This is a genomic window from Pseudomonas sp. IT-P100 (genome assembly GCF_949767185.1).
GTDB lineage: Bacteria > Pseudomonadota > Gammaproteobacteria > Pseudomonadales > Pseudomonadaceae > Aquipseudomonas > Aquipseudomonas fluorescens_B.
This window is the reverse complement of record NZ_CATKQK010000033.1, coordinates 150,043-169,856: the sequence shown is the minus strand read 5'-3', so window position 1 is coordinate 169,856 and position 19,814 is coordinate 150,043. Positions and strand designations below refer to the sequence as shown.

The 19,814-nt window shown below is 58.8% G+C and carries 17 protein-coding genes and 1 tRNA gene; 7 read left to right on the top strand and 11 right to left on the bottom strand.

Translation table 11 applies throughout. The annotated features are described in order from the left end of the window. Positions 1-81: 81 nt before the first annotated feature. The 9 genes from ACM6IQ_RS21240 to ACM6IQ_RS21200 all read right to left on the bottom strand — a co-directional run bounded on the left by ACM6IQ_RS21240 (position 82) and on the right by ACM6IQ_RS21200 (position 10,926). Complete coding sequence (locus tag ACM6IQ_RS21240; protein WP_414879749.1) at positions 82-855, bottom strand: 3-hydroxybutyrate dehydrogenase; 774 nt, start codon at positions 853-855, stop codon at positions 82-84. 7 nt (positions 856-862) lie between these two features. After that, positions 863-2,254: a GntP family permease gene (locus ACM6IQ_RS21235; protein ID WP_414879748.1), complete on the bottom strand. Its 1,392-nt coding sequence runs from the start codon at positions 2,252-2,254 to the stop codon at positions 863-865. A 286-nt stretch (positions 2,255-2,540) separates the two neighbouring features. Continuing rightward, positions 2,541-3,956 carry a sigma-54 interaction domain-containing protein gene (locus tag ACM6IQ_RS21230; RefSeq protein ID WP_414879747.1) on the bottom strand — a complete coding sequence of 472 codons (1,416 nt, stop codon included), beginning with the start codon at positions 3,954-3,956 and terminating at the stop codon, positions 2,541-2,543. Between the two features lie 45 nt (positions 3,957-4,001). Further along, a complete protein-coding gene (locus tag ACM6IQ_RS21225; protein WP_017339140.1) occupies positions 4,002-5,573 on the bottom strand; it encodes an ABC transporter ATP-binding protein in 1,572 nt (523 codons plus the stop codon). Positions 5,574-5,589: 16 nt separating this feature from the next. Next, a complete protein-coding gene (locus ACM6IQ_RS21220; RefSeq protein ID WP_414879746.1) occupies positions 5,590-6,612 on the bottom strand; it encodes an ABC transporter permease in 1,023 nt (340 codons plus the stop codon). Beyond that, positions 6,612-7,673 carry a microcin C ABC transporter permease YejB gene (locus ACM6IQ_RS21215; protein WP_017339138.1) on the bottom strand — a complete coding sequence of 354 codons (1,062 nt, stop codon included), beginning with the start codon at positions 7,671-7,673 and terminating at the stop codon, positions 6,612-6,614. The genes ACM6IQ_RS21220 and ACM6IQ_RS21215 overlap by 1 nt, the downstream gene beginning before the upstream one ends. Then, positions 7,673-9,541, bottom strand: coding sequence for an extracellular solute-binding protein (locus ACM6IQ_RS21210; RefSeq protein WP_414879745.1), 1,869 nt, complete (start codon positions 9,539-9,541; stop codon positions 7,673-7,675). The genes ACM6IQ_RS21215 and ACM6IQ_RS21210 overlap by 1 nt, the downstream gene beginning before the upstream one ends. 137 nt (positions 9,542-9,678) lie before the next feature. Next, positions 9,679-9,960, bottom strand: a complete 282-nt coding sequence (locus ACM6IQ_RS21205; protein ID WP_017339136.1) for a peptidylprolyl isomerase — start codon at positions 9,958-9,960, stop codon at positions 9,679-9,681. 84 nt (positions 9,961-10,044) lie between these two features. Further along, a complete protein-coding gene (locus tag ACM6IQ_RS21200) occupies positions 10,045-10,926 on the bottom strand; it encodes an esterase/lipase family protein (protein ID WP_017339135.1) in 882 nt (293 codons plus the stop codon). Positions 10,927-11,271: 345 nt separating this feature from the next. Between ACM6IQ_RS21200 and ACM6IQ_RS21195 the strand changes: the two genes are divergently transcribed. Beyond that, entirely contained in the window at positions 11,272-12,960 is a 1,689-nt protein-coding gene (locus ACM6IQ_RS21195) for a colicin-like pore-forming protein (protein ID WP_414879744.1), read from the top strand. Positions 12,961-12,962: 2 nt separating this feature from the next. Here ACM6IQ_RS21195 and ACM6IQ_RS21190 read toward each other — a convergent pair whose 3' ends face one another. After that, positions 12,963-13,187 (bottom strand): colicin E1 family microcin immunity protein, encoded by a 225-nt coding sequence (locus ACM6IQ_RS21190; protein ID WP_414879865.1) that lies wholly within the window; start codon positions 13,185-13,187, stop codon positions 12,963-12,965. A gap of 346 nt (positions 13,188-13,533) precedes the next feature. Next, positions 13,534-14,619, bottom strand: a complete 1,086-nt coding sequence (locus ACM6IQ_RS21185) for a 3-deoxy-7-phosphoheptulonate synthase (RefSeq protein ID WP_414879743.1) — start codon at positions 14,617-14,619, stop codon at positions 13,534-13,536. 627 nt (positions 14,620-15,246) lie between these two features. Between ACM6IQ_RS21185 and ACM6IQ_RS21180 the strand changes: the two genes are divergently transcribed. The 6 genes from ACM6IQ_RS21180 to ACM6IQ_RS21155 all read left to right on the top strand — a co-directional run bounded on the left by ACM6IQ_RS21180 (position 15,247) and on the right by ACM6IQ_RS21155 (position 19,773). Next, positions 15,247-16,005, top strand: a complete 759-nt coding sequence (locus tag ACM6IQ_RS21180) for a carbon-nitrogen hydrolase family protein (RefSeq protein ID WP_414879742.1) — start codon at positions 15,247-15,249, stop codon at positions 16,003-16,005. Then, entirely contained in the window at positions 16,005-16,448 is a 444-nt protein-coding gene (locus tag ACM6IQ_RS21175) for a GNAT family N-acetyltransferase (protein ID WP_017339132.1), read from the top strand. Before ACM6IQ_RS21180 ends, ACM6IQ_RS21175 begins: the two co-directional genes overlap by 1 nt. A gap of 126 nt (positions 16,449-16,574) precedes the next feature. Further along, positions 16,575-17,216 carry a UvrY/SirA/GacA family response regulator transcription factor gene (gene uvrY / locus ACM6IQ_RS21170; protein ID WP_008015884.1) on the top strand — a complete coding sequence of 214 codons (642 nt, stop codon included), beginning with the start codon at positions 16,575-16,577 and terminating at the stop codon, positions 17,214-17,216. Positions 17,217-17,218: 2 nt separating this feature from the next. Then, positions 17,219-19,042 carry an excinuclease ABC subunit UvrC gene (gene uvrC, locus ACM6IQ_RS21165; protein ID WP_414879741.1) on the top strand — a complete coding sequence of 608 codons (1,824 nt, stop codon included), beginning with the start codon at positions 17,219-17,221 and terminating at the stop codon, positions 19,040-19,042. A gap of 32 nt (positions 19,043-19,074) precedes the next feature. After that, entirely contained in the window at positions 19,075-19,635 is a 561-nt protein-coding gene (pgsA, locus tag ACM6IQ_RS21160; RefSeq protein WP_017339130.1) for a CDP-diacylglycerol--glycerol-3-phosphate 3-phosphatidyltransferase, read from the top strand. A gap of 62 nt (positions 19,636-19,697) precedes the next feature. Then, positions 19,698-19,773: transfer RNA gene (locus ACM6IQ_RS21155), tRNA-Gly, on the top strand. Positions 19,774-19,814 lie beyond the last annotated feature (41 nt).

The window sequence follows — 19,814 nt, the reverse complement described above, 5'->3', positions numbered from 1 at the left end:
AAATGGTCGGATCAGCCAATTTGCGACTGCTGCGCAGCCGAGCGGGAGCAAGCTCCCTCGCCACAGGGGGTTAGCGGTCCATCACTGCGCCAACCACCCACCATCAATATTCCACGCCGCGCCCCGCACCTGGCTACCGGCCTCGCTGCACAGGAACAACACCAGCTCACCCAGTTGCGGCGGCGTGACGAACTCCAGCGAAGGCTGTTTCTCGGCCAGCAAATCATGCTGCGCCTGCTGCGGATCAATCCCGGTCACGATGCGGTCATCGATCTGCTTCTGCACCAGCGGCGTCAACACCCAGCCTGGGCAAATCGCGTTGCAGGTGACATTGGTCGTGGCGGTTTCCAGGCCGACCACCTTGGTCAAGCCGATTACCCCGTGCTTGGCCGCGACGTAAGCGGCCTTGCCCACCGACCCGACCTGGCCATGCACCGAGGCGATATTGATGACCCGGCCCCAGCCTTTCTGGCGCATGCCCGGCAGGCTTAAACGGGTGCTGTGGAACACCGACGACAGGTTGATCGCAATGATCGAATCCCAGCGCTCCACGGGAAAGTCTTCCACTGGTGCCACATGCTGGATGCCGGCATTGTTCACCAGAATGTCCACGCCGCCGAACTCGCGCTCGGCGTAGGCGATCATGTCGGCAATCTGCGCCGGGTCGCTGACATCGGCGGGGTGATGGCCGACCTTGCCACCGAACTGTCCAACCTCGGCAATCACCTTGGAGGCATCGCCGAAACCGTTGAGGATCAGGTTGGCGCCGGCCTTGGCCAGGCTGAGGGCGATGCCCAGGCCGATGCCGCTGGTGGAGCCGGTGACCAGTGCAGTCTTGCCCGTAAGAGTCGTCATGAATACCTCACACAATGCCAGTGGCGTAGAAAGTACCGATCACCACAAAGACCGCCAGGGTCTTGATCAGCGTAATACAGAAAATGTCTTTGTAGGCTTCGCGGTGGGTCAGGCCCGTCACCGCCAGCAAGGTGATCACCGCGCCGTTGTGCGGCAGGGTGTCCATGCCGCCGCTCGCCATCGCGGCAACCCGGTGCATCACTTCCAGCGGAATGTTGGCCGCATGGGCGGCGGCGATGAAGTCATTGGCCATGGCTGCCAGCGCAATGCTCATGCCGCCCGACGCCGAACCGGTGATGCCGGCCAGCAGGGTTACGGTAACCGCCTCGTTGACCAGCGGGTTGGGAATGCTCTTGAGCCAGTCGGCCAGTACCAGGAAGCCTGGCAAGGAAGCGATCACCGCACCGAAGCCGTATTCCGAGGCAGTGTTCATTGCCGCCAGCAACGAACCCCCGACCGCACTTCGACTGCCTTCGGCCAACTTGCCGCGAATCGCCTGGAAGCCGAACACCAGCACCATGATGATGCCGACCAGCAACGCGGCCTGAACCGCCCAGATCGCCGTGAGCTTGGCGATTTCAGTGGTCACCGGCGCCGCCATGCCCGGCAGTGCCAGGCTGTGGGTCTTGCCGTACCACTGGGGAATCCACTGGGTGAACAACAGGTTCATGATGCCGACGGCCAGCAACGGCGACAGTGCGATCCACGGATTGGGCAATTTGATGTCTGCAGCGGTTTCCGGCTCGTTACGCAGTTCAGTGCCATAGCCCTCACCGGCGGCCTGAGCCTTGTTGCGCTGGCGCTGAAGAAACAGCATGCCGGCGCAGACCACGAAGATCGAGCCGATCAAACCCAGCCACGGCGCGGCCCAGGCGGTGGTATTGAAGAAGGTGCTGGGAATGATGTTCTGGATCTGCGGGGTGCCGGGCAGGGCGTCCATGGTGAACGAAAACGCGCCGAGGGCGATGGTCGCCGGAATCAGGCGTTTAGGGATATTGCTCTGGCGGAACATTTCGGCCGCGAACGGGTAGACCGCAAACACCACCACGAACAGCGACACGCCACCGTAAGTCAGCAGGGCGCAGACCAGGACGATCACCAGCATCGCCTGGCGGGTGCCGAGCAGACGAATCGCCGCCGCGACAATGGAGCGCGAGAAACCCGACAACTCAATCAGCTTGCCGAACACCGCGCCGAGCAGGAACACTGGGAAATACAGTTTGATGAAGCCGACCATTTTTTCCATGAACACCCCGGTGAAGGCGGGGGCGACGGCGGAAGGGTCGGTGAGCAGAACGGCGCCGAGGGCGGCAATCGGGGCAAAAAGGATAACGCTGTAGCCACGGTAGGCCGCGAGCATCAGCAGCGCGAGGGCTGCCAAGGCAATGATCACACTCATGGTGTGTCTCCTGGATTGTTATTTTTGTGTGGTGAAGCTGTGTGCGGGAGGGGCTATAGCGAGTTTCGTGCCAGGGGTGCAACGTATTGAAATATAAGGATATTTTATTTACGGAAGAGTGAAATTCAGTTTTTTGTCTCTGATTTGAGACTTTTTTGATGCTGCAGGCCTGATCGCGCGCAAGCCCGCTGCCACAGGTTGAGCAGGTTTTTCTCGAAGCATGCGATCCCTGGGGGTCGTGGGCTTGCCCTTGATGGTCTGTCTAACAATGGAGATTTATGTCTCGTTATAGAGACTCGGCAATCCCCAGCGCCACCATCTTCTTGTACAACGTCGACCGCCCAAGCCCTAACCGAGCCGCCGCCTCAATCACCTTCCCCCCGCATTGCGCCAGGGTAGATTCAATCAATTGCCGGTCAAACCGCTCCCGAGCCTCGCTGAAGGTCTCATGGGCAACCGATTCAATCATTAAGGGCGCGGTGCGTTCGACTGGCGTAAACGTACCAATCGCTGCACGAATATCCTGCACATTCAGCAACAGGTCGTCACTGAGCAACGCCGCCCGTTCCAGTACGTTGCGCAGTTCGCGAATATTCCCCGGCCAGGCGTGTTGTCCCAGTAGCTCCAGCGCTTCGCGGTTCAGTTCATGCTGACTGCGCAGCTCCTCGAGAATCGCTTCACTCAGGGCCGGTAAATCATCGAGGCGATCTCGCAACGGTGGCACCTGGATCGGTAGCACGTTGAGGCGGTAATACAGATCGGCACGAAACTCGCCGCGTTTGATCGCCGCTTCAAGGTCGGTCGAGGTCGCCGCGATCACCCGCACATCGCTCTGAATCACTTCGTTGGAGCCCACCGGTTCGAATTCTTTTTCCTGCAACACCCGCAGCAGTTTGCTTTGCAGGGGCAGCGGCATGTCGCCGATCTCATCGAGGAACAGCGTCCCGCCTTGGGCAATCTGCAGCTTGCCGGCACGGCCCTTGCGGTCTGCACCGGTGAACGCGCCGGGGGCGGTGCCGAAGAATTCGGCTTCCAGCAACGACTCGGGAATCGCTGCGCTGTTGATGCTGACGAAGGCTTTATGGGAACGTGGCGACGCCCCGTGAATAGCCTGCGCCAACAGCTCTTTGCCGGTGCCGGTTTCGCCGAGCAGCAGCACCGGCGAATCGGCGCTGGCACTGCGCCGGGCGCGGCGTTTGACTTCGAGGCTGGCCGCGCTGGTACCGATGAAATGGGCGAAGTTGTACTTGGTCTGCCGTGCCCGCAGCAGCGAACGGGTGGAGGCCAGTTCTTCCTGCATGCTCATGTAGCGCTTGAGCATTGGCGAGAGGCTGCGCAACTCGTCGAACAGCGCAAAACCAATCGCACCGATCACCACGCCGGCATCGTCGTGAATCGGCAGGCGCATGACCACCAGCGGTTCCTTGGGGGTGTCCTGCATGTCGAGCAGAATCGGCCGGCCAGTGCGCACTACCTCGCGCAGCAGGCTGCCGGGGATCACGCTTTCGCAAGCCTTGCCGATGGCCACTTCAGCCGACGCCAGACCGAAGCGCCTGGCATAGCGTTCGTTCATCCAGACGATATTGGCGTCGCGATCGACGATCACCGTGCCTTCACTCGACTGCTCGATGATCTCGAACAACGAACGGATCGCCAACAGGCGAACGCGCTGGTAGTCCTTCAGGCTTTCGGTGGTGTTCATGTGGGCTGATCCTGATTGTGTACAAAGCCAGGCACTGGATTATGCCTACCGCGGATGCGCCGCCGCCAACAGCTCTTTGGTGTACGGATGCTGCGGTGATTCGAACACGTCGTGGCTGGCGCCGCTTTCCACCACCTTGCCGTCCTTGATCACGATCATGTCATGGGCGAGGGCGCGGACGACCGCCAGGTCGTGGCTGATGAACAGATAGGTCAGCCCGTGTTTTTCCTGAAGCTGGCGAAGCAGGGCAACCACCTGTTTTTGCACCGTGCGGTCCAGCGCCGAGGTCGGTTCGTCGAGCAGGATCAGCGCCGGTTTCAGCACCAGCGCCCGGGCAATGGCGATGCGCTGGCGCTGGCCACCGGAAAATTCGTGAGGGTAGCGATGGCGACTTTGCGGGTCGAGGCCCACTTCCTGCAGTGCACGAATCACCTCGGCCTTGCATTCGTCCGCCGTCAACTGGCTGTGAACCTCAAGGCCTTCGCTGATGATCTGCGCCACGGACATCCGTGGGCTGAGGCTGCCGAAAGGGTCCTGGAACACCACCTGCATTTTCTTGCGCCACGGCCGCAGCTGCTTTTGCGTCAGACCGTCCAGCGCTTCACCCTGAAAGCGAATGCTGCCTTCGGAGTCGAGCAGGCGCAGGATCGCCTGCCCCAGGGTGGACTTGCCGGAACCGGATTCACCGACAATGCCCAGTGTCTTGCCACGCTGGACATTCAGGCTGATGCCATCCACCGCATGCAAATACGTTTTGCGCTGAAACAGTCCGCCACTGAGGGCGAAGCGCACGGAAAGATTGTCCACTTCCAGTACGTTCTCGCGCGTGTCCCTGGCCAGCGCTTCACCTTCCGGTTCGGCATTCAGCAAGACGCAGCTGTACGGATGCTTCGGCTCGGTGAACAGCGTCTCGCACGGCGCCTGCTCGACGATTTCCCCAGCCTTCATCACGCACACGCGCTGGGCGATGCTACGCACCAGATTGAGGTCGTGGCTGATCAGCAGCAGCGACATGCCGAGTCGCTGTTGCAGGGATTTGAGCAGCAGCAGGATCTTGCGCTGCACCGTTACGTCCAGCGCCGTGGTGGGCTCGTCGGCGATCAGCAACTCCGGTTCGCAGGCCAGGGCCATGGCGATCATCACCCGTTGCCGCTGGCCGCCGGACAGTTGATGCGGGTACGCCTTGAGCCGTTCCTTGGGTTTCTGGATGCCCACCAGGTGCAGCAACTCAAGAATCCGTGCCTGCGCGGGTTTGCCAGTCATGCCTTTGTGCAACAGCAACGTTTCGCCGATCTGCTTCTCAATGCTGTGCAGCGGGTTGAGCGAGGTCATCGGCTCCTGGAAAATCATCGCGATGCGGTTGCCGCGCAACTCCCGCAGCACTTTGGAGGAGGCGCCGAGCAATTCCTTGCCGCGATAGCGGATGCTGCCGCTGGATTCGGTGCCGGTCTCGGGCAGCAATTGCAGGATCGAGTGCGCGGTCACCGATTTGCCGGACCCCGACTCACCGACCAGTGCCAGGCATTCGCCGGGGCGGATGTCCAGGCACAGATTGCGCACCACGGTCTGGCCGCTGAAGGCCACGCTGAGGTTGCGGATTTCGATCAGGTTACTCATATCAACATCCGCTTGTTCAAGACCGAGGATCAAAGGCGTCTCGCAACGCCTCGCCGATAAACACCAGTAACGAAAGAATCAACGCCAGGGTGAAAAACGCCGTCAACCCCAGCCACGGCGCTTGCAGATTCTGTTTGCCCTGACCGATCAGTTCGCCCAGCGATGCACTGCCGGCCGGCATGCCGAAACCGAGGAAATCCAGCGCGGTGAGCGTCGAAATCGCTCCGGTCAGAATGAACGGCAGGTAACTCAGGGTTGCGTTCATCGCATTGGGCAGAATGTGCCGCACGATGACTTTGCGGTCGGTCAGGCCCAGTGCGCGGGCGGCTTTGACATATTCCAGGTTGCGCCCGCGCAGGAACTCGGCGCGCACCACGTCCACCAGCGCCAGCCAGGAAAACAGCGCCATGATCCCCAGCAGCCACCAGAAATTCGGCTCGACGAACCCTGACAGGATGATCAGCAGGTACAGCACCGGCAACCCCGACCAGACTTCCTGCAAGCGCTGACCGATCAGGTCGACCCAGCCGCCGTAATAACCCTGCAACGCGCCGGCGGCGATGCCGATCAGCGCGCTGACAAACGTCAGCATCAACGCAAACAGAATCGACACCCGCGCGCCGAAAATCACTCGGGCCAGCACGTCGCGCGCCTGGTCGTCGGTGCCCAGCCAATTGACGCTCGAGGGCGGGCTCGGCGCCGGTTTGTTCAAGTCATAGTTGGGTGTGTCGTCGCTGAACGGGATCGGCGGAAACAACAGCCAGCCGCCATCCTTTTTGATCAGCTTCTGCACATAGTCGCTGCGATAGTCCGCCTGGAACGGCAGTTGCCCGCCGAATTCCTGCTCGGTGTAGCGCTTGAAAACCGGGAAGTACAACGAACCCTGATAACTGACCACCAGTGGTTTGTCATTGGCGATCAGCTCGCCGCCCAGGCTCAAGAGGAACAGGCCGATGAACAGCCACAACGACCACCAGCCACGACGGTTTTTCTTGAAACGTTCGAAACGGCGACGCGCCAGCGGCGAAAGCTTGAACATCAGGCATTCCTCGCGGCGAAGTCGATACGCGGGTCGACCAGGGTGTAGCAGAGGTCACCGACCAGTTTTATCAGCAGGCCGAACAGTGTGAAGATGAACAGCGAACCGAATACCACCGGATAATCCCGGGACACCGCGGCTTCGTAACTCATGCGGCCCAGGCCATCGAGGGAAAAGATCACTTCGATCAGCAGCGAACCGGCGAAGAACACACTGATGAACGCCTGGGGAATGCCCGACACCACCAACAGCATCGCGTTGCGGAACACATGGCCATACAGCACGCGCCGTTCGCTCATGCCTTTGGCGCGGGCGGTAACGACGTATTGGCGGGTGATTTCATTGAGGAAGGAGTTTTTGGTCAGGATCGTCAGCGTGGCGAACCCGCCGATCACGAGCGCCGTCACCGGCAACACCAGGTGCCAGAAATAGTCGGCGATCTTGCCCACCGTGGACAGCGATTCGAAGTTGTCCGAGACCAGGCCGCGCACCGGAAACCAGTTCAGCGACGTGCCGCCGGCGAACACCACGATCAAGAACATCGCAAACAGGAACGCCGGCATCGCATAGCCGATGATGATCGCGGTGCTGCTCCAGATATCGAAGTGGCTGCCGTGATGCACGGCTTTGCGGATGCCCAGCGGAATCGACACCAGGTAAGTGATCAGCGTGGCCCACAGCCCGAGGGAAATGGTCACCGGCATTTTTTCCAGGATCAGGTCGGTGACCGTGGCGCCGCGGAAGAAGCTTTTGCCGAAATCCAGTTGCGCATAGCTTTTGAGCATCAGCCACAGGCGTTCCGGGGCCGGCTTGTCGAAGCCGTACTGTTTTTCTATTTCCTTGATCAGTTGCGGATCCAGGCCGCGGCTGGCCCGCGAACTGCCGCTCATGACTTCGCTGGAACCACCGCCGACACTGGCGCCGCCGATGCCTTGCAGGTGTGCGATCGCCTGTTCCACCGGACCGCCCGGCGCAGCCTGAACGATGACGAAGTTGACCAGCAGGATGATCACCAGCGTCGGAATGATCAGCAGCAAACGCCGCAGAATGTAAGCCCACATCAGTGCGGCCCTCCGGGTTTGCCGCGCTTGATCAGCTCGGCGGTCATCTGTTGGTTGGTCAGCGGCGTGGTGCTCACTTCCCACCAACTCTCGATGGCTTCGTCATTGGCGGCCTGCACGCTGGGAATCCCGAAGCGGTTCCACCACACGGTCGAACTGCCCGGCGGATAGTAGTTGGGAATCCAGTAGTAGTTCCATTGCAGCACCCGGTCGAGTGCATGGGCGTAGCGCAACATGTCGGCCTGGGTGGTGGCACGAACCAGGCCGTTGACCAGCGTATCGACCGCCGGGTTTTTCAACACCATGTAATTGTTGGAGCCCGGATCATTGGCCGCCGCGGAGCCAAAATAGTTGTTCAGTTCGTTGCCCGGCGAGGTGGTGACCGGATAGCCGGTGACGATCATGTCGTAGTCCCGGGACATCAGCCGATTGACGTACTGGGACGAGTCGATGCGGCGGATGTTCAGGTCGATACCGATCTGCTTCAGCGTGCGCTTGTACGGCAGCAGCAAACGGTCCAAGCCGTTCTGGCTGACCAGGAAAGTAAAGCTCAGCGGTTTGCCTTCGGCATTCACCAGTTGGTCGCCATCGGGTTTCCACCCGGCCTGCTCCAGCAAGTCCAGCGCTTGCAGTTGTTTGTCGCGGATCACGCCGCTGCCGTCGGTTTTCGGTGCTTCGAAGACTTTGGTGAACACTTCGTCGGGAATCTGTCCGCGCAAGGGTTCAAGAATCGCCAGCTCCGCGGCATCCGGCAGGCTGCGGGCGGCGAGTTCGGTATTGGAGAAAAAGCTCTGCTGGCGGATATAGAGGTCGCGCATCATCTGCCGGTTGCTCCATTCAAAATCCCAGAGCATCGCCAGTGCCTGACGTACACGGCGATCCTGAAACAGCGGATTTTGCAGGTTGAACACGAAGCCTTGCGCCGATTGCGGTGCGTTTTGCGCCAGATGCGCCTTTTGCAGGCGCCCGTCACTGAGCGCCGGGCTGTCGTAGCCGATGGAGTAACCGGTGGCGGAGAATTCACGGTTGTAGTCATAGGCGCCGCCGCGCAACACTTGGCGCGCCACGTCGGTATCGCCGAAGTACTCGATGCTGAAACGGTCGAAATTGTAGAGGCCGCGGCTGACCGGCAGGTCCTTGCCCCACCAGTCGGGATTGCGCTCGAAGGTGATACTGCGCCCGGAGTCGACCTTGCTCACCTTGTACGGACCGCTGCCCAGTGGTGGCTCGTAACCACCGCCGCTGGCGAAATCACGGGTTTTCCACCATTGCTCGGGAAACACCGGCAAGGTCGCGATGTCGAGGGGCAGAGTGCGGTTTTCGTTGCTCTTGAAGTCGAACCGAACGGTGCTCGGCGATTCCACTTCGACGCCTTTGACGTCGGCGAATTGCGTGCGATACCGCAGACTGCCCTGGGTCATCAGCAAGTCGAAGGTGTAGCGCACGTCCTCGGCGGTGATTGGCTTGCCATCGGCGAAGCGGGCCTTGGGGTTGAGGTAGAAGCGCAGGGACAACCCGTCATCCGAACGCTCCATCTTCTGCGCCACCAGGCCATAAACGGTGTAAGGCTCGTCCAGCGAGCGCTGGGCCAGGGGCGAATAGATCAAGCCGTCGATCTGCGTCACGCCGATGCCTTTGTCTATATAAGGCAGGACATGATCGAAATGCCCGATCTCGATCGCCGAGCGCCGCATCGTCCCCCCCTTGGGGGCCTGCGGATTGGTGTAGGCAAAATGACTGAAGCCGGCAGGGTACTTCGCCGGTTCGCCGTAGACGGTCAGCGCATGTTGGGGGGCGGCGTTCACACCGGCGGCGCCCAGCAGCAGGGCCACGGCAGTGAACAGCAAAGTAGGGAAAGCCAGTCGCATTGTCAGCCTTAGAGCCGGGTGGTCGATAACCGCAATTTGTACGCTAGCGGCGCGTCCCTCGCCAGCCGTATCACGCATACGAAACACGACGGCCCACCAAAAAGGCGGGCCGTTGTGCGTAAAACTTGGCGATTGGATCAGTCCTGGCGGCTGGTCACTTCCAGCAAGTGGTAACCAAACTGAGTCTTGACCGGACCTTGCACCACGTTGATCGGTGCACTGAAGACCACGGTGTCGAATTCCTTGACCATCTGGCCTGGACCGAACGAGCCCAGGTCACCGCCTTGGCGGCTGGACGGGCAGGTGGAATTGGCTTTGGCAATTTCGGCGAAATCGGCACCCGCTTCGATTTGGGCTTTGAGTTCGTTGCACTTGTCTTCGCTGGAAACCAGGATGTGACGGGCAGTGGCTTTAGCCATGGGAAATACTCCTTTCAATGTTCAATAAACTGCGGAGCCTACCGGATTCAGTGGCCCATTTCTTCTCAAAGTTCCTTCCAATGCCTAAAGGCCAGCCTTTCGCAGGCGTTCGGCGTGCTGCACATACAAATCAATGGGGTTGATGCCCTTGCGTACCCGACCGGCTGTCTGGTTGATGCTGTCCAGATGGTCGAGCGGGTAGTCGGAACGGATCACTTTGCCCAAATGAGAGCTGAAGCGTCCGACCATGCCGTCGTTCTGGTCGGCTTCGGTGGTGAAATAGCGAGAAAACGCCCTTGCGAACCCGTTCAGCGGATCGAGTGCATCGAGCCCTTCATCAAGAGCGGTCCCTTGCAACGTGCCGCTCCAGGAATAGTAGCGAACCCCGTTGACCTGTTCCCGACCCTTGCCGCCCCAGTTTTTGGGCAAACCCTGGGGGTATTTTTCATTAAATTCGTAGACACCTTCAGTGGTCAGCGCATTCAACGCGGCGATAGCGTTCTGCGGCAGCTGCGGGTTGCCACTCAGCAACGACAGGAAATCGGCGAACAAGGTGGCGACCGCTTCGGCAGCGCGTTCCGGGAGGCGTCCGGGCGTCAGTGCCTTGCGCAGGAAGTCCGCCAGTTCCGAGCCGTGGTTCGGTCCGCTGACCGACGTCACCGACGCTACGATTTGCGGCGCTATCGCTGCGGCATAACGTGCGGCCAGTGCCCCCTGGCTGTGCCCGATCAGGTTGACCTTTTCTGCACCGGTACCTTCCAGCACGCGTTCGATCTGTGCCAAAAGCTGTTCACCGCGTGCTTCGTTGGTATGGGTAGCCGACAGGTGAGGTATGAACACTCTGGCGCCGTCGCTGCGCAGTGCTTGCTTGATGTCCTGGAAGAGTTCGAACGGGCCGATCCGGTCGAAACCGAACAGGCCGTGAACCAGCAGGATGGGATAGAGAGTGCTTGCATTCCGTTGCATATTCGTACCTTTTCGCGGGAGTTCGAGGATGTGCTCGGACCTCACTCTAAAGCACTCGGGTGTTCGCGCGATGTCTGAAAAAGCCGCTGTGATTTGGTGAAAACGGAATAGGAAGCGTACGAAATCTCGTATGTGAACGAGGCCTTAATCGGAGTGTTTCGACGTCTTTTTATCTTGTTCTTAGTTGTTTTGATCAATGACCTACCACGCGGAGCGTATTTAGCCGGGCAGTTCGATGCGCTCTCCTGACATCACGGATTTCCTTTATGAGATTGAATGGGTTCGTTCGATGCCGACCTATGGGATGGCGTCTTTTCAAAGGCCTGAGATAAAGGGAATTTGCACATGTCTGACAAAGACGAAGGATTCGTTCGCGGCGAGCCGTACAACATCAAACCCTCGTTCGTTAATCCTGATCGTGAGAGGGCATTTGGGGTGGGCGGTGGCGGCGGTTACATCGGGAATGGCAGCGGTTGGGGGCTTCAGGAAGGGCCACGCAGGGGGCAGGGAGGTCCTGGCAGTATTCGAAACCTTCCGGGGCCGAATGTCATGTCTGAATTTATGGGGGTTCAGATCGACGGCCAGATGCAGATTGATGATGAATACAACCCTAGATTCAGCACACTTATCACCGATACCGAGCGTGAGTTGGAAGAAAGAAAGCAGGCTGCCAACGAGGGTGGAAATTTTACAGTCGCTGAATCTGCTGCGATGGACCAAAAGGTCGCACTGGATCTTATCGATACGAAGAAGTCGCAATATATCTCCACCGCGCCCGGGACTTACGCGCTTTACGGTCAGAGTCCTTACTTTCTGATGGAAGTATTACCGCGTAGAAAAATTAGTGAGATCTTGACTTCCCCTTATGATTCTTTTGCGCTCTATAACTCGTTTGGTTTGTTTAACAATGTCTATAAGTCGGCAATGGAGCTCAAGAGGCTCTCTCTGTCGATGGACGTTCTGGCTGGAAAGCTTGCAGAGCTGGCCAGGAAAAGAAACGAGGCGGAGTCGGATACTCCCTTGGATGATGCTGCATTAGTGGCAGCTCAGGACCAGCGACTTAGCACCATTGCTCTGGAGCGGGATATTCATGCGCAGCAGCTCCCGGAGTTTCTCCAGACAGAGTTGATTGCAGCAGCAGGCTCCTTGACGGGGCTGACACTCACTCAAACCCTGACGCACTACAAGATGACGCTTGATCGTATGGCGGCAACCAAAATCGCTGAAATGAGGCCGGTGCAGCCGACCGAGCCTCTCAGGTTTAATGGCATAACCGTCAACTTCACCCTGAACAATCCGAAGATCAACGCGCCCTTGAGCAAACCAGAGCTGGAGGCGCTGAGCGAACTGGTGTACTTGCAAAACAATACTCCGTTAGGGACCAAGTGGCTCAGTTATCACGACGCATTGTTGAAAGCTGAATCAGCTCGGCATCTGACAGCGACTTCAAATGCGTTTAGTGGTTTGGTAGAGCGTGCGGACGAAGCAGAACAGACTATCGGCGCTATCAAATTAACAGCGGACTTTTACAAGGAAGTGACTGAAAAATTTGGTGAGAAAGCTTCAGCTCTGGCGAAGGAGCTTTCGGAAAATGCCAAAGGGAAGAAGATCCGAAATGCCGAAGAGGCAATTAAAGCCTTTGATCAATATAACGATGTGTTGAACAAAAAGTTTAGCGTTAAGGATAGGGAGGCGATTGCAAAAGCTGTCGACTCGCTTGATAAGGATATGATGGCTAAAAGTCTTGACAAGTTCAGCAAAGGGTTCGGTCTTGTTGGTATCGGCGTGGACGCTTTCAATATACTCACCGAAGCTCAAAAATCGATGAAAAGCGGAGATTGGAAACCGTTTTTTGTGAAGACCGAAAGCGTCATGGCTGGTCGTGCGGTTGGTGGCCTGCTGGCATTCACCTTTGGCATGACGGTAGCGACGCCTCTGGGCATCTTGGGATTCGCTTTGCTGATGGCTGTCACAAGCTCGCTCATTGATGATGCGCTAGTGAGCAAGTTCAACGACTTTATCTTGAGTCTCTAATGCTATTGGGGTGACTTTGTCACCCCATTTTTGCAGATTATGTACATCAAGTAACTGCCGCCCAATGGGATGGCTAAAACGACACAAGCGAATATAAACAATGCGTCGGTGCCAGAAATATCGCCTTCCGGGAAGATTTTTCTCCAAAATTTTCGGGGTTTCATTTTGTAGGCAGTCGCTGATATCAAGTACCTGGAAAACGGGTACAGAAGCGTACTTAACACCATGAAAATAACTAGGGCGTAATCCTGGTAAAACAACTCATCACCGCTATAGAAAGCAACAATGGCAATAATCAGAAACAGAAAGCCTGTCCGTGAGTTTTTGATAAAATATTTTTTGTCCATCCTTGACCTCAATGCTACCAAATGACGACGGTGTAGCACCTGCTCGTATCAAGCCAGCGCCGCTTGCTCTCAGTCTGCTGATTTGCATCCATGCATAATCATCCAGAAGTCCCCGCGGCTCATCTGGCGGGCACGCTGTGCAGTCAGCTGCCATAATTTCAGACTTGAGGGCGCGATCAAACCTTGACGTGTCGATCTGCCCCCGAAAGCCTCCGAAAAACCGCGTCTAAACGTTTCCGGTTTTGTTTTGTGCTCGCAACCGGTCCGCCGCCGAACGCAACAACGCCTCCGTCCCGTCCCATCCCAGGCACCCATCTGTCACCGATACGCCGTACTGAAGCGACGGACTCAACGGCTGGCAACCCTCGAAAAGATGGCTCTCGATCATCATCCCGATCAACGACCGATCACCCTGCAAGCGCTGCTCAAGCACATCATTGAACACCGCCGGCTGACGCAGCGGGTCTTTGCCGCTGTTGGCATGGCTGCAGTCGACCATGATCCGCGCCGGGATCTTCAGTTTGGCCAAGTCGCTGTTCACTTGGGCGACGCTGTCGCGGTCGTAGTTCGGGCCGCGATGGCCGCCGCGCAGTACCAGGTGCGTATCAGGATTGCCCGGGGTCTGAATGATCGCCGGATGCCCCTGACTGTCGACACCGAAATGCCGATGCGGATGGGCTGCCGAGCGCATGGCGTCGCTGGCAACGCCGACGCCGCCGTCGGTGCCGTTCTTGAAGCCGACCGGCATGCTCAGGCCACTGGCCATTTCCCGGTGGATCTGCGACTCGGTGGTGCGAGCGCCAATGGCCACCCAGCTGAGCAGGTCGTCGAAGTAACCGGCGGCCATCGGCTGCAACAGTTCGGTGGCGACCGGTAAACCCAGCTGGAGTATTTCGCGCATCAGCTCGCGGGACAGGGTCAGGCCGCCGGCCATGTCATCGCTGCCATCCAGGTGCGGGTCGTAGGCCAGGCCTTTCCAGCCGACCGTTGTTCGGGGTTTTTCGACGTAGGCGCGCATCACCAGCAGCATCTCGTCGCTGACTTCGGTGGCGAGGCGGGCGAGGTTGCTCGCGTATTCGAGGGCGGAGCGGGGATCGTGAATCGAGCAAGGGCCGACGATGACCAGCAAACGGGAATCTTCACCGTTGAGGATCGCGCGGACCGCGTCGCGGTGGGCGGCGACTTGGCGAGTCATGGCGTTGCTGAGGGGCAGTTGCTGTTTGAGTTGCAATGAGCTTGGCAGACGCAGGGTCAGCGCTTCATTGGCAGGGCTCAGGGTAGACAACGGCAGAGCAGAGACGGACGAGTTCATATTCAGGCTTCCTGGGCGGGCGGCGGGTTTGTTCCCGCACGCTCGGCCCTACTGGGGTGTTCGACAATTGGCCGGATTGGCTGCGTGTGTGTGCTTGCCACCTGTGGGTGACCGATCGGAGGCGGCAGGCTGTCCCGAGCGGAGGCTGCTAAATCGCCAGGCGGTAAAACTGTCGTAACGGTAATAAGTGGCGTAGTTCATGTCGTGAATCCTCGAGTTGTCTGGTTATTGCTGAAAAGTGTCTGGGGCTGAAAAAACAAAACCCCCGGTCGGGAGGCCGACCGGGGGTTGAGAATTCTCTGGTGGCGACCCGTTTAAAATGGGCGCCGTGTGGGTATCAGGCGCGCCAGTGGCTAAACCAATACCCAAAATAAAAGCTGACCGGAGCGCAAACGACGTTCACCCGGGCAGCCGCAACCGAGCGCGGGGCGCTGGCGGAACGAAGCTGTGAGAGGGTGTTGAACATGGTCTGTCTCCTATGGATGCGCCGAGCTTACTAGAGGCCGGTACACGGATTCAATCACAAATTGCTATCGATCGGTCGCGGCGTTTTCTATTGCTTGAGTGCGTCGGGGGTTGTGACACACTCGCCGTTTAAACAAATGCACCACGCCGTAAGGACGAACCATGACGACGTTGACCATCGCCGCCGCTCAATCGATCTCTATCGCGGGAAATCTGGCCGCCAATATCGCCTGGCATCAACGCTTCATGCAGGCGGCTGCGGAGCAGGGTGTGCAGTTGCTGGTGTTTCCGGAACTGTCGCTGACCGGGTACGAGCGCGGGCTGGCCGCTGAGCTGGCCATTGCGCCGGAGGACGCTGTGCTGCAACCGCTGCGGGATTTTGCGCTGGAAACTGGCGTAACGACCGTGGTCGGGATGCCTATTCGTCTGTCGGAGAATTCGCCAGTGTTGATCGGCGCGCTGATCTTCGGCGCCGATGGCTCGCTCGGGGTCTACAGCAAGCAGCATCTGCATCCCGGCGAGGAAGTAGCGTTTGCACCGGGCTACGGCGGTTCGACCCTGACCATCGGTGGCGATACGGTCGCTCTGGCGGTGTGCGCCGATTTTTCCCACGCCAGCCATGCGGCCGCAGCGGCTCAGCAGGGCGCCGACGTGTATGCCGCGGGCGTGCTGATTACCGAAAACGGTTACGCCCCCGATACTGCGTTGCTGCAGGGTTATGCCGTCACGCACTCGATGGTAGTGCTGATGGCCAACCATGGCGGTGCGACGGGGGGCTGGGAGTCGGCAGGACGCAGCGCCATCTGGGCGTCGGACGGTTCGCTGATTGCCGCCGCACCTGGCACCGGCGATCTGCTGGTCGTTGCTCAACGCAAGGCTGACGGCTGGGCGGGGCGCGTCGTCGCCGTCGCGGAGGCCTGATGGGGTTCGATTTACGTCCGGCGACGGCGCAGGATCTCGACTTTGCTCGTGAGCTGACCTGTACAACCATGCTCCGCTACTACATTCAGCACGATCTGCTGTGGCAGGACGAGGCCTTTGATGTGGCCTGGGCGGGACGGGAAAACTGGCTGATCGTGCGCGATGATGTGCGGCTGGGGTATGTGAGCCTGAGCCGAGACGCAAGGGCCTTGTACATCCGCGAATTGCACGTGCTCGAAGGCTACCGGGGGCAGGGTGCCGGTTCCTGGGCGATCGATCAGGTATTGGCAATGGCGTGCAAGGAGCGGCGACCGGCATTGCGCTTGACGGTTTTTGAAAATAATCCGGCAAAAGTGTTGTACGAGCGAAAGGGCCTGACAGTGGTCGGTAAAGACGAGTGTTTCCTGAGAATGCAGCGCGATGTCGATGCCTCGTATCGCTGAAACACGCATAAGACAAGCCTTTCAAGATGAATTGAAACTTTTTATATGACGCTTGCCGCTAGGTCTGCCAGTCGCTTTTTGCTAAGGTGTCGGCAACTCAATAAGACCATATCGCGAGGTGTCTGCTTGATTAGGGTGCTAGTAGTCGATGACCATGATCTCGTTCGTACAGGCATTACACGAATGCTGGCTGACATCGATGGCCTGCAAGTGGTCGGCCAGGCCGAGTCAGGCGAAGAATCCCTGCTCAAGGCGCGTGAGTTGAAACCCGATGTGGTGCTGATGGACGTCAAGATGCCCGGTATCGGCGGTCTTGAGGCCACCCGCAAATTGTTGCGCAGTCATCCGGATATCAAGGTGGTTGCGGTCACCGTGTGTGAGGAAGATCCGTTTCCTACACGGTTGTTGCAGGCGGGAGCCGCAGGTTACCTGACCAAAGGTGCCGGGTTGCCGGAAATGGTCCAGGCCATCCGCCTGGTGTTTGCGGGGCAACGCTACATCAGCCCGCAAATTGCCCAGCAACTGGCGATCAAATCCTTTCAGCCGACCAACGATTCGCCGTTCGACGCCTTGTCGGAACGGGAAATCCAGATCGCACTGATGATTGTCGGCTGCCAGAAGGTGCAGATCATTTCCGACAAGTTGTGCCTGTCGCCCAAAACCGTGAACACCTACCGTTACCGAATTTTCGAAAAGCTTTCGATCAGCAGCGATGTCGAGTTGACGCTGTTGGCGGTTCGTCACGGCATGGTTGATGCCAGCCTCTGATAATGACTGACACCTTTGATCCAAGTGCTTTCCTGTCGACGGTCAGTGGACGCCCCGGCGTCTACCGCATGTTCGACAGCGACGCGCGCCTGCTCTATGTCGGCAAGGCCAAGAACCTCAAGAGTCGCCTGTCGAGTTACTTCCGCAAGTCCGGGCTCGCTCCGAAGACCGCTGCACTCGTGGCACGTATTGCCCAGGTCGAAACGACGATCACGGCCAACGAAACCGAAGCCTTGCTGCTCGAGCAGACGCTGATCAAGGAATGGCGCCCGCCCTACAACATCCTGTTGCGCGATGACAAATCCTACCCGTACGTGTTTCTCTCTGATGGCCAGTTTCCACGCCTGAGTATTCATCGCGGTGCGAAGAAGGCCAAGGGCAAGTATTTCGGTCCCTATCCCAGCGCCGGTGCGATTCGCGAAAGCCTGAGCCTGCTGCAAAAGACCTTTTTCGTGCGCCAGTGCGAAGACAGCTATTACAAGAACCGCACGCGGCCGTGCCTGCAATATCAGATCAAACGCTGCAAGGCGCCCTGTGTCGGGCTGGTGGAGCCCGAGGTGTACGCCGAAGATGTGCGGCACTCGGTGATGTTCCTCGAGGGGCGCAGCAACGCGCTGACCGACGAGTTATCCGCCGGCATGGAAGAGGCAGCGATCAACCTCGAGTTCGAGCGTGCCGCCGAATTGCGCGACCAGATCTCGTTACTGCGCCGGGTCCAGGATCAACAGAGCATGGAAGGCGGGACGGGTGACGTCGACGTGATCGCCGCATTCGTCAACCCGGGCGGTGCCTGTGTTCATCTGATCAGCGTGCGCGGTGGCCGGGTGCTGGGGAGCAAGAACTTTTTCCCGCAGGTGGGTATTGAAGAAGACGTTTCCGAAGTCATGGCCGCGTTTCTCGGTCAGTACTTCGTCAGCAGCCCTGAACGGGATTTGCCGAGCGAGCTGATCGTCAACGTGGTTCACGAAGATTTTCCTACGCTGATCGCGGCCATTGAAGAGTTGCGTGGTCGCGAACTGACCATCAGCCACAGGGTTCGCGGGACACGGGCCCGCTGGCAGCAATTGGCCGTGACCAACGCCGAGCAGGCACTGGGCGCGCGCCTGGCCAACCGCCAACACGTCGCCGCGCGTTTCGATGCCCTCGCCGACGTGCTGAAACTGGATGAGCCACCGCAGCGCCTGGAGTGTTATGACATCAGTCACTCCAGCGGCGAAGCGACCGTGGCGTCCTGTGTGGTGTTCGGTCCCGAAGGCCCGATCAAGTCTGACTACCGTCGCTACAACATCGAAGGTGTCACGCCGGGCGATGACTATGCCGCGATGCACCAGGCCCTGACCCGACGTTTCAGCAAGCTGAAGGACGGGGAGGGCAAGCTGCCGGACATTCTGCTGGTGGACGGCGGCAAGGGGCAGTTGTCCATGGCGCGCGATGTGCTCAATGGGCTGGCGGTGCCCGACCTGATTTTGCTGGGCGTGGCCAAGGGCGCGACGCGCAAGGCCGGTTTCGAAACCCTGTACCTTAACGACGCCGCCCACGAATTTACCTTGCGTGGTGATTCCCCGGCGTTGCATTTGATCCAGCAGATCCGTGACGAAGCCCACCGATTCGCAATCACCGGGCACCGTGCCCGTCGTGGCAAAACGCGTCGCACGTCTACACTGGAGGGCGTCGCAGGCGTTGGACCAACACGCCGGCGCGATTTGTTGAAACATTTTGGTGGATTGCAGGAGCTGTCTCGTGCCAGCATCGACGAGATCGCCAAAGCCCCCGGGATCAGTAAAAAGCTCGCAGAGTTGATTTATGCAAATCTGCACAGCGAGTAGAATGCCACCTCACCTCGTAGCCAGTTGTGCCGATGAATATCCCTAATCTGATTACCGTTCTACGCGTCCTGCTTATCCCGATCTTCATTTTACTGTTTTACCTGCCTTACCAATGGAGCTACCTGGCGTCCGCTTCGGTCTTTGCGTTTGCCGCCGCCACGGACTGGCTGGACGGTTATCTGGCTCGACGTCTGGAGCAAAGCACGCCGTTCGGGGCTTTCCTCGATCCGGTGGCCGACAAACTGATGGTCGCCGTGGCGCTGGTGTTGCTGGTGCAGGAACACGGTAACCTGTGGCTTACGCTGCCGGCCGCCGTGATCATCGGTCGAGAAATTGTCGTCTCGGCGCTGCGGGAGTGGATGGCCGAGCTCGGTGCTCGTGCTCACGTCGCGGTGTCGAACCTGGGCAAATGGAAAACCGCTGCGCAAATGCTGGCGCTGGTGATCCTGCTGGCCAATCCGTCGGATTTCACGTTCTGGGTTCTGGTGGGTTACGCCTTGCTGCTGATCTCTGCGGGCCTGACGCTGTGGTCCATGGTTCAATATTTGCGGGCTGCCTGGCCGCATCTGAAGACCGACGTGGAAAAGAAATAAACTTTTTTGAATCAAAGGGTTGACGGGGCATCTGGATTCTATAGAATGCGCCTCACCAAGACGCGGGAATAGCTCAGTTGGTAGAGCACGACCTTGCCAAGGTCGGGGTCGCGAGTTCGAGTCTCGTTTCCCGCTCCAAACACAGAAAAAGCGCCACTCACTGAGTGGCGCTTTTTTTT

What these genes read in the sequence shown, in the direction of transcription:
- ACM6IQ_RS21240 (WP_414879749.1), bottom strand. Translation starts at nt 855, where the DNA reads ATGACGACTCTTACGGGCAAGACTGCACTGGTCACCGGCTCCACCAGC.
- ACM6IQ_RS21235 (WP_414879748.1), bottom strand. Translation starts at nt 2,254, where the DNA reads ATGAGTGTGATCATTGCCTTGGCAGCCCTCGCGCTGCTGATGCTCGCG.
- ACM6IQ_RS21230 (WP_414879747.1), bottom strand. Translation starts at nt 3,956, where the DNA reads ATGAACACCACCGAAAGCCTGAAGGACTACCAGCGCGTTCGCCTGTTG.
- ACM6IQ_RS21225 (WP_017339140.1), bottom strand. Translation starts at nt 5,573, where the DNA reads ATGAGTAACCTGATCGAAATCCGCAACCTCAGCGTGGCCTTCAGCGGC.
- ACM6IQ_RS21220 (WP_414879746.1), bottom strand. Translation starts at nt 6,612, where the DNA reads ATGTTCAAGCTTTCGCCGCTGGCGCGTCGCCGTTTCGAACGTTTCAAG.
- ACM6IQ_RS21215 (WP_017339138.1), bottom strand. Translation starts at nt 7,673, where the DNA reads ATGTGGGCTTACATTCTGCGGCGTTTGCTGCTGATCATTCCGACGCTG.
- ACM6IQ_RS21210 (WP_414879745.1), bottom strand. Translation starts at nt 9,541, where the DNA reads ATGCGACTGGCTTTCCCTACTTTGCTGTTCACTGCCGTGGCCCTGCTG.
- ACM6IQ_RS21205 (WP_017339136.1), bottom strand. Translation starts at nt 9,960, where the DNA reads ATGGCTAAAGCCACTGCCCGTCACATCCTGGTTTCCAGCGAAGACAAG.
- ACM6IQ_RS21200 (WP_017339135.1), bottom strand. Translation starts at nt 10,926, where the DNA reads ATGCAACGGAATGCAAGCACTCTCTATCCCATCCTGCTGGTTCACGGC.
- ACM6IQ_RS21195 (WP_414879744.1), top strand. Translation starts at nt 11,272, where the DNA reads ATGTCTGACAAAGACGAAGGATTCGTTCGCGGCGAGCCGTACAACATC.
- ACM6IQ_RS21190 (WP_414879865.1), bottom strand. Translation starts at nt 13,187, where the DNA reads ATGGTGTTAAGTACGCTTCTGTACCCGTTTTCCAGGTACTTGATATCA.
- ACM6IQ_RS21185 (WP_414879743.1), bottom strand. Translation starts at nt 14,619, where the DNA reads ATGAACTCGTCCGTCTCTGCTCTGCCGTTGTCTACCCTGAGCCCTGCC.
- ACM6IQ_RS21180 (WP_414879742.1), top strand. Translation starts at nt 15,247, where the DNA reads ATGACGACGTTGACCATCGCCGCCGCTCAATCGATCTCTATCGCGGGA.
- ACM6IQ_RS21175 (WP_017339132.1), top strand. Translation starts at nt 16,005, where the DNA reads ATGGGGTTCGATTTACGTCCGGCGACGGCGCAGGATCTCGACTTTGCT.
- uvrC (WP_414879741.1), top strand. Translation starts at nt 17,219, where the DNA reads ATGACTGACACCTTTGATCCAAGTGCTTTCCTGTCGACGGTCAGTGGA.
- pgsA (WP_017339130.1), top strand. Translation starts at nt 19,075, where the DNA reads ATGAATATCCCTAATCTGATTACCGTTCTACGCGTCCTGCTTATCCCG.